The sequence below is a fragment of the Peribacillus frigoritolerans genome (assembly GCF_040250305.1).
Taxonomy (GTDB): Bacteria; Bacillota; Bacilli; order Bacillales; family DSM-1321; genus Peribacillus.
In genome coordinates this window covers 1,778,224-1,792,759 of sequence record NZ_CP158190.1, presented here as the reverse complement: position 1 = coordinate 1,792,759, position 14,536 = coordinate 1,778,224, and the positions used below count along the sequence as shown (strand labels likewise).

Here is a 14,536-nt window from a genome sequence, read left to right as displayed (position 1 = left end):
TTAATCACCTTTCTCCATCAATTCGACAAGGGCATTGATACTATTATCTTTGGTAGCTTTTTCATGGGTTCCTTGCTTCAAAAATGAAATGATTTCCGGATAGCGTGTAATCGAGTTATCAATTTGTTTGGAAGAACCCTTCTTATAAGCTCCTATATTAATCAAATCTTCCGACTCCATATAAGTTGATAAACTTGCCCGTACTTTTTCCGCGGCGTTTTTATGCTTGTCACCAACTATATTGTTCATGACACGACTAATGCTCTTTAATACATTGAGCGCTGGAAACTGTCCTTTATTGGCTAAGTTTCGGTCCAGTATGAAGTGACCATCCAAAATTCCCCTGACAGCATCAGCAATCGGTTCATTCATATCATCACCGTCGACGAGTACCGTATAAAAAGCTGTAATGGTACCGAGCTGATTTGTACCCGTTCTTTCGAGTAACCTTGGCAGGATGGCGAATACGGAGGGGGTATACCCTTTGGTCGTCGGCGGTTCCCCGATGGCAAGCCCAATTTCCCTCTGGGCCATCGCAACCCTCGTGACCGAATCCATCATCAGCATTACATTCAATCCCTTATCACGAAAATATTCCGCGATGGCAGTTGCCGTCAAAGCTCCCTTTATCCTCATCAACGCTGGCTGGTCAGATGTCGCCACCACAACGATTGATCGTGCCAGTCCTTCCGGTCCAAGATCTTTCTCGATGAATTCACGAACTTCACGGCCACGTTCTCCAATAAGACCGATTACGTTTAAGTCAGCCGTCGTATTCCTTGCTACCATACCAAGCAACGTGCTTTTCCCGACGCCGCTTCCTGCAAAGATACCAACACGTTGTCCTTTACCAACTGTTAATAAACTATCAATTACCCGGACTCCTACATCTATCGGTTCATTAATGGGAGGTCGTTTCATCGGATTCGGCGGATCTTGATCCACAGAAATTGTCGCCAGACCTTTTGGAAGAAGTGAGTCATCAATAGGATGTCCCAATGGATCGACTACTTTGCCAATAAGTCCACTTCCCACCTTTATCTCAAGGCTCCGTCCGCTTCCTTCCACGATACAGCCCGGTGCAATATCACTAACTGCTGTAAAAGGCATTAAAATAACCATTTCATCACGGAAACCGACCACTTCGGCTAAGATTCGATTTTTCTTTTTTTGTATGCCTGTATGGATATAACAAACATCACCTACAGAGCTTTCAGGGCCTTGAGATTCTATCATTAACCCCACGACACGTTTGACCCGTCCATAATGTTTGAATGGATCAACTTCATCAACCAAGGGCAATAGGTCTCTAGTTTTCATCTTTATTCCCCTTCCAGCAATTCAGTTAGTTTCACTTTTATTTCCTGCAGCTGACTGTCGACACTCGCATCCATCCTTCCGTTTTCGGATTCGATGATACAGCTGCTTTCTTCAAGCTCATCATCCGGAAAGATATACAGCTCAGTATCTTTCGGAAAGATTGCCATCAACTCATCTTTATGAGAAAGAATCGAGTGATATCGGATCGGATGGATATGCAATTGCACTTCACGGTAATCCCTAACTTCTTTGATGGCTCTTTTGACTATGGATAAAAAAGACTCTTCATCTTTTTCAAGCTGTTGCCCGATAATTTTCTCTGCCACCTTCAGGGCAAGATTCAAAATAACGGTTTCAGATGTTTCGATATGGTGCCGATAATCTTTTTTAGAGGACTCCACCACTTCTTTTGCGAAAGCTATTTCCGTGGCAATTTCGCTATAACCCTTTTGGATCCCATCTTCGACACCCTGCTGATACCCTTCTTTTTGAGCTTGTTCGATAAACATTGCTTTTTCTTGATTCTCCCAAAGTTCTCGGTCTTGCTGGATTTCAGCAGCAATCGCTTGGGCTTTATGCTTAGCATCGAGCAATAACGTTTCCGCTTCCTGTTTGGCATCTTTGAGAAATTCATCAGATTGAATATAATGAAGGTTTTTTCGCTCATCTGCATCACCATTTTGAAGAAAGTCAAAAGGGCGAACTTTTATCGCTATCTTTTTGCTTTTCTCCTGGTTAGCCTGCTGGGATTTGATAATCCTAGACAATGATATCATCCCCTCCGCCGCGGGCAATCACGATGTCTCCAGTTTCCTCCAGTCGTCGAATGACGGCAACAATTCTTGATTGTGCTTCTTCTACATCACGCAAACGTACCGGCCCCATATATTCCATTTCTTCCTGGAACGTTTCAACCATACGTTTTGACATGTTTCGGAAAACGATTTCCTTCACTTCATCACTAGCCACTTTAAGAGAAAGTTTAAGATCTTCGTTATCGGATTCCCTGACAACGCGCTGAATCGCTCTGCCATCAAGGGTCACGATATCTTCAAAAACAAACATTCGTTTCTTGATTTCCTCAGCAAGCTCCGGATCTTGAATTTCAAGTGCATCCAAGATCGTTCTTTCCGTTGAGCGGTCAACACCATTCAACACATCTACAACGGCTTCCACTCCACCAGTCTGTGTATAATCTTGGGTTACAGTCGCTGAAAGTTTCCTTTCGAGTATTTGCTCCACTTCATTGATGATTTCCGGAGAAGTGCTATCCATTAAAGCAATCCTTCTTGCAATATCGGCCTGCACCTCTTGCGGAAGTTCAGACAATATTTGTCCAGCCTGGGTAGGATCAAGATAGGACAAGATCAATGCAATGGTCTGCGGATGCTCGTTCTGAATGAAATTCAAAATCTGTCCAGGATCTGCCTTTCTCGCAAAGTCGAATGGACGAACCTGCAAGGATGATGTTAAACGGTTAATGATGGCGGTTGCCTGATCAGTACCTAATGCCTTTTCAAGCACCTGCTTGGCATATCCTATCCCGCCCTGGGAGATATAATCCTGTGCCAAAGCAATATTATGGAATTCTTCCAGAATTTCCTCTTTATCTTGGGAGTCCACTTTCCTCACTCCCGAAATTTCAAGGGTCAATCTCTCAATTTCCTCTTCGGAAAGATGCTTATAAACGGATGCAGAAACATCCGGGCCTAAGGAAATAAGGAGGATGGCAGCTTTTTGTTTGCCAGTCAATCCGGCCTTTTTTTTTCTATCTGTCATTTTCTTAAGCCTCCTAGTCTTCTGCTATCCAGCTTCTTAATAATTTTGCAAATTCATCTGGCTTATCTTTTGCCAGCTTCTCCAGTTGTTTTCTTTTTAAAGATGCTTCCGTTTCCTTCTCTTTGTTCAGATCCGGAACATCGAATACGACTTCTTCCTCTTCAACCACGTACTCCTCTTCCATTTCAGTTTGCTTTCGTGAACGGAGGAATAAGATTAAGAGAATGATAATGGCAAGTATTAGCAATCCGCCGACGATGTATGCCCATATTGGTAACGAAGGTTTCGTTTCATCTTTTTGCAACTTCATTTTTCCATTAAACGGCTGAACGGAAATCGCAATTTTATTATTAAGCTCCTCGTCCGTCAGCTCTTCCCCTTCAGCTTTTTTCTCGATTGTCGTGCGGATTATCGTACCAAGGATTTGTGTAATATCATCCATACTCTGTTGAGATAAAGAATTCGGATCGTCAGCTGTGGGCGGTTCGACCATGACCTGAATACCTAAATCTTTGACTTTATATGGGCTTTCGACTATTTCTTTCTTGATTCGGTTCACTTCACTATTTATCGTTTCATCTACTTTTTCATAATCACCGGATCCGTTTGTGCCTTCAACGTAACTCGATCCCAATGAATCTGAGGAATCCTCACTTTGCGGAACGCCTCCTGCACCTGCTGCGTCCCCGCTATACGATTCATTGATCCTTTGCGCGGAAATCTCAATTCCAGCCATATTTTCTTCATCGACCGGTTCCACTAAATTCTCTTCCCGATTTTCTTGAGTGAAATCAAGGTCTGTCGTGACTGAAACAACCACTTTGTCTCTCCCCATTAACGTTCCAAGCATATTTTGTACCTGTCTTTGAATATCGCGTTCTATTTCTTTTTTTATTTCGTTTTGGGTTGCAAATGCGGACGCGAAAGAAGAATTTTCATTTTCAAGATCGAAGTACTCAAACTCTTGGTTCATAATGACGATATTATCTGTAGGGAGATTCGGAACACTTTTTGAGACCAGATGATAAAGGGAATTGATTTGACTTTCTTCAAATTTATAACCGGGTTTCGTATTCAATACAATCGATGCTGACGCTTCCCCAGCTGAATCACTGACAAAAACTCCTTTATCAGGAAGAGTGATCATAACACTGGCATCTTCTACTCCATCAATCTTTTTTATTAAACTGGCCAATTCCGTTTGCATAGAGTCAAGTTTAATGACATTGAATTCATTTTCAGTCATTCCGATACCGGCACTTTGACTAAAAAAGGAATAGTCAATACTGCCTGATTCCGGAATTCCTTCAGCTGCCAGTTCCACTTTAAGTGAATCCAGTTTTTCTTCTGGAACTTTTATGGTCGTTCCATTTTCAGAAACTTCATTCATAATCCCTTGACTGTCTAAATTTTCTTTAATGCTCCCCGTTTCCGAAGGAGTTAAGTTGGAATATAAGGGCACCAGCGTAGTACGCGTGGTTAAAATTGAAACTGCCGTAATGATGATGATAATTAATGCCGCTGAACCAATCATCATGAATTTTTGTTTTTTACTGCGGCTTGTCCAGTAAGCAGTTATTTTGTTTTTAAAGTTCACTAGTACTTCATTCATTTAAATCCCCCGGTCAGTCTATGAATTTATGATTGGGGGATTTCTTTTCCCCCTGGTCATTTTTCTCTATATAATGAGGTTAAAAAATGAATGCTATATACTCATTCTCATCATTTCCTGGTAGGCTTCCACAACCTTATTCCGAACCTCTAATGTAGCCTGCATGGTAACGCTGGCTTTTTGTGAAGCTATCATCACCGAATGAAGCTCAACATCCTCCCCATTAACCAATTTGGTTGTAAGATCGTCAGATGCCACTTGTGTTTCGTTGACTTTATTCATTGATTCTTTTAATACCGACGCAAAATCTTGCTGTGCTTCGTATGGTGTATTAGTCTTGTTTTGCTCTTTTTTCAGAACATTACTTGCATTGTTCACTGCAGAAAGAGAAATCCCTTCCATATCAACAATCTCCTTTCAAACTTTTATTTCCCGATTTCCAAAGCTTTCATCATCATTCCCTTTGATGCATTTAAAACTGTCACATTCGCTTCGTATGAGCGAGTGACACTCATTAAATCAACCATTTCCCGAAGCGGGTCGACATTTGGCATTTCAACATAACCATCTTCATTGGCATCAGGATGTTCGGGATTGTAATCCAGTTCAAAAGGTGTTTTATCTTTTACTATTCCAGTCACCTTCACTCCATTCCCTACCTCGCTCGTTTTTCCTGATGCTGCGTTTAAGAAACTCGAAAAGCCGTTTTCCTTACTTTGCAACACAACCGATTTTCTTGTGTATGGCTTCCATGTTTTTGATTCGGCGTCATATTCCGCCCTGGTAGTATCGGCATTAGCCATATTAGCGGAGATTACATCCATCCTTACCCTTTGACTCGTCAGGCTAGATCCGGTCATGTTTATACTTTGGAAGATTCCCATCACTTACCTCCTCTAATTACATTCTGCAATGATTGAAACTTGCCTGAAAGCCTGTCGGTTACTGCATTATAATAAATCTGGTTGGCAGCAAGGTCCGTCATTTCCTTATCAACGTCCACGCTATTTCCATTATTGTTATATCGGACATTTTTCTGCGTCACGATGTGAGAAGCATTACTCCCCTCTGATTTGAAGGTAAAATGTCGTTCATCGGTACGATATGACTCCAGGGAAGATTCCAGTTCTCCCTTAAAGGATTGTGTTTTGTCGACCTCTTTAGCTTTATAATTAGGCGTATCCGAATTGGCTATGTTCTGTGAAATGACTTTTTGTTTGGCATTAGAATAATCAAGGGCATTTTCAAGTGATTGAAAAGTATTCGAAAATAATTCCATATCGATCACCTCTTTCTATAATTAACAGATAATGACTTTGTCAATAAATTAATCCAGCGCATTTACGTTTTAATTTTAAAGAAACATTATTACTATGTCCATAAACAATACATAGACTTTAGACCTATTATCGTCGAAAAATGTCACAAATCGCTCAAATTTGTCGTTTTTATTAGTATAATTACAGGATTAATATGACGTTATATTACATTTTATTATGATATTCTACATATTAACCAAATTTTACTGCTATTAGCTTATATATCATATCGAAAAACAAATCCATATACCTGATACTTTAGAACTAATTTTCAAATTTACTTTAAATTTTTTAATTCATTTTAGTTGATTTCAGCCTTTCAAATAAAGGATTCTTAAGGTAACAATGATTACTGCATTTTTTCTTTTTTTTGAAAAAAACGATGTTTTTTAAAGCTCTGATCCAGTCGACAAAATCCCCAACTGGCTGAACCCCCTTATCAATAGGATTTTTAAAATCAAAAAGTGCCATCATCGTTCATTTTCATCATATCGACAGTTATAATAATATAATTACCCTTTTAAAGAAAAATTTAACTATTATTACTGCTTCTAATAGAAAACATGCCTATATTCACATTTCCATTTAATCCGAATTACCTCTTTTTCCTTTCTACCCCTGTCATACACCCGCATTTGCCTGTTAGTCCCAGAACAGCAACAGATCCAAATATCACACAAAAAAAGGCAGCCCTTTTTCAAGGACTGCCTTTTTAGTATGTTAATTATTTTTAAGCTTCTCTAATTCAAGTAGGAATTTATCGTTCAATACTTTGATATAAGTACCTTTCATTCCAAGAGAGCGTGATTCAATGACTCCTGCACTTTCCAGTTTCCTTAGTGCATTTACGATAACGGAACGGGTGATGCCGACACGGTCTGCAATTTTGGATGCTACAAGCAGACCTTCATTACCTTTAAGCTCCTCAAAGATGTGCTCAATTGCTTCCAATTCGCTGTAAGATAACGAGGAAATTGCCATTTGAACGACAGCTTTACTACGAGCTTCTTCTTCTATCTCCTCTGATTTTTCACGCAGGATTTCCATGCCGACTACAGTCGCACCATATTCAGCCAAAATTAAATCATCATCGTGAAATTTTTCTTGTAATCGGGCAAGTACCAATGTTCCTAAACGTTCTCCCCCACCCATAATCGGTACGATCGTTGTTAATCCAGTTGCGAAAAGCTCTTTATTTTCGACTGGGAAAGCAGTATATTCGCTTTCGATATCAAGGTTCGAAGAGGTTTCGGGAATATTGAAAAGGTTTTTTGTGTACTCTTCTGGGAATTGTTTATCTTCCAACATTTTGTACATGCGTTCGTTTTCAATTTGCTGACTTACCGCTATGCCAAGTAATTTCCCGCGGCGGCTGACGACGAAAACATTCGCTTCGATAACTTCACTTAAACTTTCTGCCATTTCCTTGAAGTTAACTGCTTTACCTGCTGCTTTTTGGAGCATTGCATTGATTTTTCTTGTTTTTGCTAATAAGTTCATTTGATTTGTTCCTCCTAAAAATACCATGGTTCACAATAACTATGAAGTTGTATTTCCGTAATTTTATTTTCATTACCTAGGCAAATCATTGCCCAATTGTTTCTTAATTAAAGGATAAAATGGCTTAAATCTTTGTTCCGGGCGATAGAACCAAGCTTACCTTCGACATATTGGGGGGTAATTGTAATCTTCTCCATCGTTATTTCCGGAGCTTCAAACGATAAGTCTTCAAGCAACCGTTCCAAAATGGTATGAAGTCTTCTCGCACCAATATTGTCAGTGTTTTGATTTACTTCGAAGGCCACTTCAGCTATCTTACGAACAGCATCGTCAGAAAATTCAATTTCTATACCTTCAGTTTCTAATAATGCAACATATTGTTTTAACAAGGCATTATCCGGTTCATGAAGAATCCGTACAAAGTCGTCTACAGTCAGTTTGTTCAATTCAACACGAATTGGGAATCTACCTTGTAATTCAGGGATAAGGTCGGATGGCTTAGCCATATGAAAGGCCCCAGCAGCAATAAATAGGACATGATCCGTTTTAACTGACCCATATTTAGTCACTACTGTCGAACCTTCAACAATTGGCAGGATATCCCTTTGGACACCCTCTCTTGATACATCCGCTGATGAACTTCCAGATTGCTTACTTGCAATTTTGTCTATTTCATCAATAAAGATAATCCCATTTTGCTCAGCCCCGTATACTGCATCGGAAGTGACTTCATCCATATCAATCAATTTCGCCGCTTCTTCATTTGTTAAAACGGTTCTCGCTTCACTTACTTTCAATTTGCGCTTCTTGCTTTTTTTCGGCATCAAGCTTCCTAAAGCGTCCTGCATGTTCATCCCCATTTGTTCCATTCCCGAACCTTGGAGCATATCAAACATCGAAGCTGCCTGTTCTTCCACTTCGACCGTTATCATTTCACTTTCCAACTCACCATTAGCCAGCTTTTCAGCGACGATTTTTCTTTTTTCCTGCAAACTTAAATCTTCGGAATTTTCTTCCGGGTCCTGTTCGTCTTGATTGTTATTGCCTCCAAAAAAGACTTCAAGCGGATTCTTGAAATTACTCTGTTTTTTAGTGGATGGCACTAATAGCTCTATTAAACGGCGATTTGCATTTTCCTCTGCCCGTTCCTTTACGCTGGCCATCTTTTCTTCCTTCACGAGGCGGACGGAAGTCTCCACCAAGTCACGGACCATGGACTCTACATCCCGGCCGACATACCCGACTTCCGTAAATTTCGTTGCTTCAACTTTTACAAAAGGAGCACCTACCAATTTAGCCATTCTCCGAGCTATTTCTGTTTTCCCAACGCCTGTCGGTCCAATCATTAATATATTCTTCGGAACGACTTCGTCACGAAGTTGATCCGAGAGAAGGGAACGTCGGTAGCGATTCCGAAGAGCCACTGCCACTGCCCGTTTTGCCTCACGCTGCCCTACGATATACTGATCCAGTTTTTCAACGATTTGCCTCGGTGTTAAATTAGCTTTTTTTGACATTTGCGCTCCTCCTTACAACTCTTCCACGATTATATTCGTATTTGTAAATACACAAATTTCCGCTGCAATTTGTAAAGATGATTGAGCGATTTCCTTTGCCGATAGGTGGTCGCTGGAAAACCGCATTAATGCCCTGCCGGCAGCCAATGCATAATTCCCTCCCGATCCTATGGCGAGAATCCCGTCATCCGGTTCAATTACTTCCCCGGTGCCAGAAACGAGCAGTAAATGTTTCTTATCCATCACGACTAACATGGCTTCCAGCTTCCTCAATACATTGTCACTTCTCCATTGCTTTGCCATTTCGACGGCAGCGCGCTGAAGATTGCCATTATACTCTTCAAGTTTAGCTTCGAACATCTCAAATAAAGTGAAAGCATCTGCAACGGAACCTGCAAAACCTGCAAGGACATTACCATTAAAGATTTTTCTTACTTTCCTCGCTGTATGCTTCATCACTACTGAATTTCCTAAAGTAACCTGCCCATCACCGGACATGGCACATTCACCTTTATGATGCACTGCAAATATCGTTGTCATAAAGTGTCCCCTTTCAACATTTAAGGCCGCGGATGTGATGCATTGTAGACTTTTTTCAATTGGTCTTTTGTAACATGCGTATACACTTGCGTTGATGAAATTTTTGAATGACCAAGCAATTCCTGAACCGTGCGAATGTCCGCCCCATTATTCAATAGGTGTGTAGCAAACGAATGCCTTAGCATATGGGGATGAAGACTTCCATCTGCGGCTGACTTTTTAATCAATTCATTCAATATATAGCGAACTCCCCTAGGTGTCAGAGGGTCTCCACGAAAATTAACAAATAAATAAACATGCGCCTTGGCGTCAGACGAAGTCAATTCCATCCTGGCTGAACGTATGTATAAATCTATCGCTTCCTGTGCATATCTACCAACCGGAACGTAGCGATCTTTTTTTCCTTTTCCATGGATCAGTACCGTCCCTAAGGAAAGGTCGATATCCTGCAGTTTAATCTCACAACATTCACTTACGCGAATGCCTGTAGCATACAATAATTCCAGTAAGGCATTGTTCCTTATTCCTATCGGTGAATCTTTATTTAAAGAAGAAAACAACTGATCCATTTCCTTCTCATAAAGAAAACGTGGCAGTCTTTGATCCTTTTTAGGTAAAGAAGCAAGGGAAAAAGGATTATCCTTCACATCACCTTCACGTAGTAAAAATTTATAAAGGCTCCGCAAACAAGAAGTTTTCCTTGCTACAGTGCGCTTAGAAAGTTTTTTCTCATATAAATTCGTTAAATATAACCGGACATCAAGATATTCAACGGACGTGATGTCCTCAATGCCCTGTTCATTAAGGAACAGAAAAAATTCGTGAATATCACGTTTGTAATTTTCAATGGTGTAATGTGAACTGTTCTTTTCAATTTGTAAATATTCGATGAAGGATGATAATGCCTTTTTTTGATTAATCATGGAAACACCTCGCAAAGGCTAATAAATAGTATCATACTTTAAAACAGCAGGCAAATATTTTACAAATTTTTCACAAAGTTCTGAATTGTGTCCAAAGCGCGTTTAGCATGTGTTTCATTCCGCTCTTTTTTGGATTTGATTCTCACTTCAAGGTCTGGAAGCAATCCAAAGTTTGCATTCATCGGCTGGAAGCTCTTGCCATTCGTCGAAGTTATGTACCTTGCCATGCTGCCCATCGTCGTTTCTGCTGGGAAAATGATAGGATCCGATCCTTGAACGATCCTCGCAGCATTGATACCTGCAACCAAGCCCGATGCAGCCGATTCTACATATCCTTCGACGCCAGTCATCTGACCGGCAAAGAATAAATTATCCCGATTCTTGAATTGGTACGTAGGCTTCAAAACATTAGGTGAGTTTATGAAGGTGTTTCGATGCATAACTCCATAACGGACAATTTCCGCATTTTCCAATCCAGGAATGAGCTGCAATACTTCTTTTTGCGGCCCCCATTTCAAATGTGTCTGAAAACCAACAATATTGTAAAGTGTTCCTGCCGCATCATCTTGACGCAATTGAACTACAGCAAAAGGACGTTTTCCCGTTTTTGGATCTTCTAAGCCAACAGGCTTCAATGGTCCAAATAACATCGTTTTCTTCCCGCGTGATGCCATCACTTCAATTGGCATGCAGCCTTCAAAAAAGATTTCTTTTTCGAATTCTTTAAGTGGAACTGTTTCAGCAGCAATCAATGCTTCATAAAAGCGGTCAAACTCTTCTTCCGTCATCGGACAGTTCAGATAAGCTGCTTCGCCTTTATCATAGCGGGATTTCAAATATACTTTATCCATGTTGATGCTGTCTTTTTCAAGAATTGGTGCGGCAGCATCATAGAAGTACAAGTATTCTTCATCCATGATTTGCTTTAAGCTGTCAGATAGTGACTGACTTGTAAGCGGACCGGTTGCAATGACGGTAGGACCTTCCGGGATTTCCGTCACTTCTTCATTGATGACCGTTACATTCGGATGATTTTTGACCCTTTCCGTAACAAGACCGGCAAATTCATGACGATCAACAGCTAAAGCACCGCCAGCCGGTACAGCACAAGCATCTGCTGCGGACATGATGACCGAATCCAGAATACGCATTTCTTCTTTTAATACACCAACTGCATTTGTTAACGTATTTGCCCGAAGTGAATTGGAACAAACAAGTTCAGCGAATTTATCGGTATGATGGGCTGGCGTTTGTTTTACAGGGCGCATTTCATATAGATCGACTTTAATTCCTCTTTTAGCTAACTGCCACGCCGCTTCACTTCCAGCAAGCCCAGCACCGATTACACTTACTTTTGTTTCTTTCATTTTTCGAACCTCCATGTATAGATATGATAAGACAGGATCATTTATCATTAAAACTGCTTTCATAAAAATTTCATTTTTAACGATATCTATGTATTTATACCCGAAATACTCATTCCTGCTAACGATAATTAAAGAATATGCCAGATAGCCGGCATTCTTCCTGCAATCCATTTCTTCTAAAAAGGATAACGGACACAAATAGGAATTATATCTTTAAAGGAATGTACTTGTCCACTGAATTTTACATCACATGGCTTAAATAAAAAAGTTTCAAGCTTTATCCATTTTCTTCTTGGAAGTAAATCCACATACTATCATGATATCATACTTACCTGAACATAAAGAAACTCGGCAGATGCCGAGTCAATTTATATTTAGGTTTTTTCGATAGTTCACAATGATAGTAAACGATTTCACGGCCTTTTCTATGCTTGGGGCAATTCTTTGAAATCACAATCCATGCACTGTACCTGGACGCCTTTTTTGAGTTTTTTCTCAACAAGTGTACCTTCACATTTTGGACAACTCCGCGGCAGCGGTTTATCCCAAGATATGAAGTCACAGCCAGGATAGGTATCACACCCGTAAAATATGCGGCGTTTTTTACTTTTCCTTTCAATGATGTTTCCTTCTTTACATTTTGGGCATTTAACACCGATTTCTTTAACGATTGGCTTTGTGTTACGGCAATCCGGGAAATTACTGCATGCCATGAACTTTCCATAACGCCCCATCTTAAAGACCATCCCATGTCCGCATTCCACGCAATCTTCACCTGCAGGTTCATCCTTGATTTCAATTTTCTCCATCTCGACTTCGGCTTTAGCCAAATGAACTGCAAATTCCTTATAAAATTCATCGATGACCTTTATCCATTCGATACTGCCTTCCTCGACGCTGTCGAATTCCTGTTCCATCTTGGCAGTGAACTCTGCATCAAGAATATCCGGGAAGAATTCGCGTATCAATTCAAGAACGATCTCACCAAGCTCTGTCGGTATGAACCGTTTATTATCCAAGGTAACATAGCCCCGTTTTTGAATCGTATCCAAGGTAGGAGCATATGTAGAAGGACGGCCTATTCCCAGTTCCTCTAGGGTTTTGACAAGACGGGCTTCAGTATATCGGGGCGGAGGCTGTGTGAAATGCTGCTTCGGCTCGATATCTTTTGAAAAGAATTGATCCCCTTTTTTCACATCAGGAAGTGCATTTTCCTTTTCTTCCACCGAGTCATCGGACCCTTCAACATATACCTTCATGAAACCTGGGAATTTAATTTTTGAACCATTTGCCCTGAAGATGACATCCCCGTTATGCAGGTCGATGCTCATCGTATCCATGACCGCCGAAGACATTTGACTAGAAACGAATCGTTCCCAAATCAATTTATAAAGACGGAATTGATCTCTGGATAAGAATTCCTTGACTACACCCGGTTCACGTAATGTGCTTGTTGGCCTGACCGCTTCATGGGCGTCCTGGGCATTAGTCTGTTTTTTCTCTTTGCGCTGTTCAACCTGAACATAATCTTTACCATAATTATTTTGAATGAAGGTATGGACTTCCTCTTTCGCAACATCGGAAATCCGGGTCGAATCGGTTCTCATATAAGTGATTAACCCGACTGTACCTTCCTTGCCAAGCTCGATTCCTTCATAAAGCTGTTGAGCAAGCATCATGGTTTTCTTTGCACGGAAATTCAATTTACGTGCCGCTTCCTGTTGCAGGGAAGAAGTCGTAAAAGGAGCGGCTGGATTGCGCCTTCTTTCTTTTTTAGCCACAGCTCCTATCGTAAATTCGCCGCCATTTAAAGAAGCGAGCACTTTTTTAACGTCCTCTTCGTTATTCAACTCCTTCTTCTCACCGCCAATGCTGAAGAAGGAACCTTCAAACTGTTCTTTTCCTTTTACAAAATCAGCCTTGATTGTCCAATACTCTTCAGGGGTAAAATCTTTGATCTCCTTCTCCCGGTCAATGATCATCCGTACAGCAACCGATTGGACCCGTCCCGCGCTTAAGCCTTTTTTCACCTTTTTCCACAAAAGCGGGCTTATATTGTATCCGACCAAACGATCCAAGACCCTTCTTGCCTGCTGGGCATCAACCAATTTCATATTTATTGGCCTCGGTGATTTAAATGATTCTTTGATAGCCTCTTTCGTGATCTCATTGAATACCACGCGGCAATCTGAGTTAACGTCAACATCAAGACTGTGGGCCAAGTGCCAAGCAATGGCTTCCCCTTCCCTGTCGGGGTCAGCCGCGAGATAGATTTTTTTCGCTTTTTTTGCAGCGGTTTTCAATTCTTTTAAAACCGGGCCTTTGCCGCGGATAGTTATATATTTAGGTTCATATTCATGTTCAACATCGACACCCATTTGACTTTTAGGCAAATCGCGTACATGCCCCATGGAAGCCTTTACTTTATATTTTTTTCCCAAGTAACGTTCTATTGTTTTCGCCTTTGCGGGCGATTCCACAATCACTAAGTATTCTGACATCCAATAAATCCTCCTCAAAGAGGTAATATAAATCTTCACTATTATTAATCATTCAAAAAACATTTGTCAACACCTCTTTACTTTTCAAAGCATGCTGATTCATTTATTTATAGGTATTTTGACAAGAGGTGCCATTTGCAAAACTTATAACAGTTTTA

13 protein-coding genes are annotated in these 14,536 nt (G+C 40.6%); all 13 read right to left on the bottom strand.

Going from position 1 to position 14,536, the window contains the following annotated elements; translation table 11 throughout:
* The 13 genes from fliI to topA all read right to left on the bottom strand — a co-directional run bounded on the left by fliI (nucleotide 1) and on the right by topA (nucleotide 14,378).
* On the bottom strand, nucleotides 1-1,320 hold the full coding sequence (fliI, locus tag ABOA58_RS08885; RefSeq protein WP_350302000.1) for a flagellar protein export ATPase FliI: 1,320 nt from the start codon (nucleotides 1,318-1,320) through the stop codon (nucleotides 1-3).
* 2 nt (nucleotides 1,321-1,322) lie between these two features.
* On the bottom strand, nucleotides 1,323-2,087 hold the full coding sequence (fliH, locus tag ABOA58_RS08880) for a flagellar assembly protein FliH (RefSeq protein WP_350301999.1): 765 nt from the start codon (nucleotides 2,085-2,087) through the stop codon (nucleotides 1,323-1,325).
* Complete coding sequence (fliG, locus tag ABOA58_RS08875; RefSeq protein WP_101224644.1) at nucleotides 2,080-3,099, bottom strand: flagellar motor switch protein FliG; 1,020 nt, start codon at nucleotides 3,097-3,099, stop codon at nucleotides 2,080-2,082. The genes fliH and fliG overlap by 8 nt, the downstream gene beginning before the upstream one ends.
* Nucleotides 3,100-3,112: 13 nt before the next feature.
* Complete coding sequence (gene fliF, locus ABOA58_RS08870; RefSeq protein WP_350301998.1) at nucleotides 3,113-4,711, bottom strand: flagellar basal-body MS-ring/collar protein FliF; 1,599 nt, start codon at nucleotides 4,709-4,711, stop codon at nucleotides 3,113-3,115.
* Nucleotides 4,712-4,804: 93 nt separating this feature from the next.
* Nucleotides 4,805-5,113, bottom strand: coding sequence for a flagellar hook-basal body complex protein FliE (gene fliE / locus ABOA58_RS08865; protein WP_137019749.1), 309 nt, complete (start codon nucleotides 5,111-5,113; stop codon nucleotides 4,805-4,807).
* Between the two features lie 23 nt (nucleotides 5,114-5,136).
* Nucleotides 5,137-5,595: a flagellar basal body rod protein FlgC gene (gene flgC, locus ABOA58_RS08860; RefSeq protein WP_076366538.1), complete on the bottom strand. Its 459-nt coding sequence runs from the start codon at nucleotides 5,593-5,595 to the stop codon at nucleotides 5,137-5,139.
* Entirely contained in the window at nucleotides 5,595-5,990 is a 396-nt protein-coding gene (gene flgB, locus ABOA58_RS08855; RefSeq protein WP_350301997.1) for a flagellar basal body rod protein FlgB, read from the bottom strand. Before flgB ends, flgC begins: the two co-directional genes overlap by 1 nt.
* Nucleotides 5,991-6,750: 760 nt before the next feature.
* Nucleotides 6,751-7,530: a GTP-sensing pleiotropic transcriptional regulator CodY gene (gene codY / locus ABOA58_RS08850; protein WP_057278408.1), complete on the bottom strand. Its 780-nt coding sequence runs from the start codon at nucleotides 7,528-7,530 to the stop codon at nucleotides 6,751-6,753.
* Nucleotides 7,531-7,637: 107 nt separating this feature from the next.
* Nucleotides 7,638-9,047: an HslU--HslV peptidase ATPase subunit gene (gene hslU, locus ABOA58_RS08845; protein WP_137018743.1), complete on the bottom strand. Its 1,410-nt coding sequence runs from the start codon at nucleotides 9,045-9,047 to the stop codon at nucleotides 7,638-7,640.
* A gap of 12 nt (nucleotides 9,048-9,059) precedes the next feature.
* On the bottom strand, nucleotides 9,060-9,587 hold the full coding sequence (gene hslV, locus ABOA58_RS08840) for an HslVU peptidase proteolytic subunit (protein WP_350301996.1): 528 nt from the start codon (nucleotides 9,585-9,587) through the stop codon (nucleotides 9,060-9,062).
* Nucleotides 9,588-9,607: 20 nt separating this feature from the next.
* Nucleotides 9,608-10,510, bottom strand: coding sequence for a tyrosine recombinase XerC (xerC, locus tag ABOA58_RS08835; protein ID WP_350301995.1), 903 nt, complete (start codon nucleotides 10,508-10,510; stop codon nucleotides 9,608-9,610).
* Nucleotides 10,511-10,569: 59 nt separating this feature from the next.
* Entirely contained in the window at nucleotides 10,570-11,877 is a 1,308-nt protein-coding gene (gene trmFO / locus ABOA58_RS08830; protein WP_350301994.1) for an FADH(2)-oxidizing methylenetetrahydrofolate--tRNA-(uracil(54)-C(5))-methyltransferase TrmFO, read from the bottom strand.
* Between the two features lie 425 nt (nucleotides 11,878-12,302).
* On the bottom strand, nucleotides 12,303-14,378 hold the full coding sequence (gene topA, locus ABOA58_RS08825; RefSeq protein WP_350301993.1) for a type I DNA topoisomerase: 2,076 nt from the start codon (nucleotides 14,376-14,378) through the stop codon (nucleotides 12,303-12,305).
* Nucleotides 14,379-14,536 lie beyond the last annotated feature (158 nt).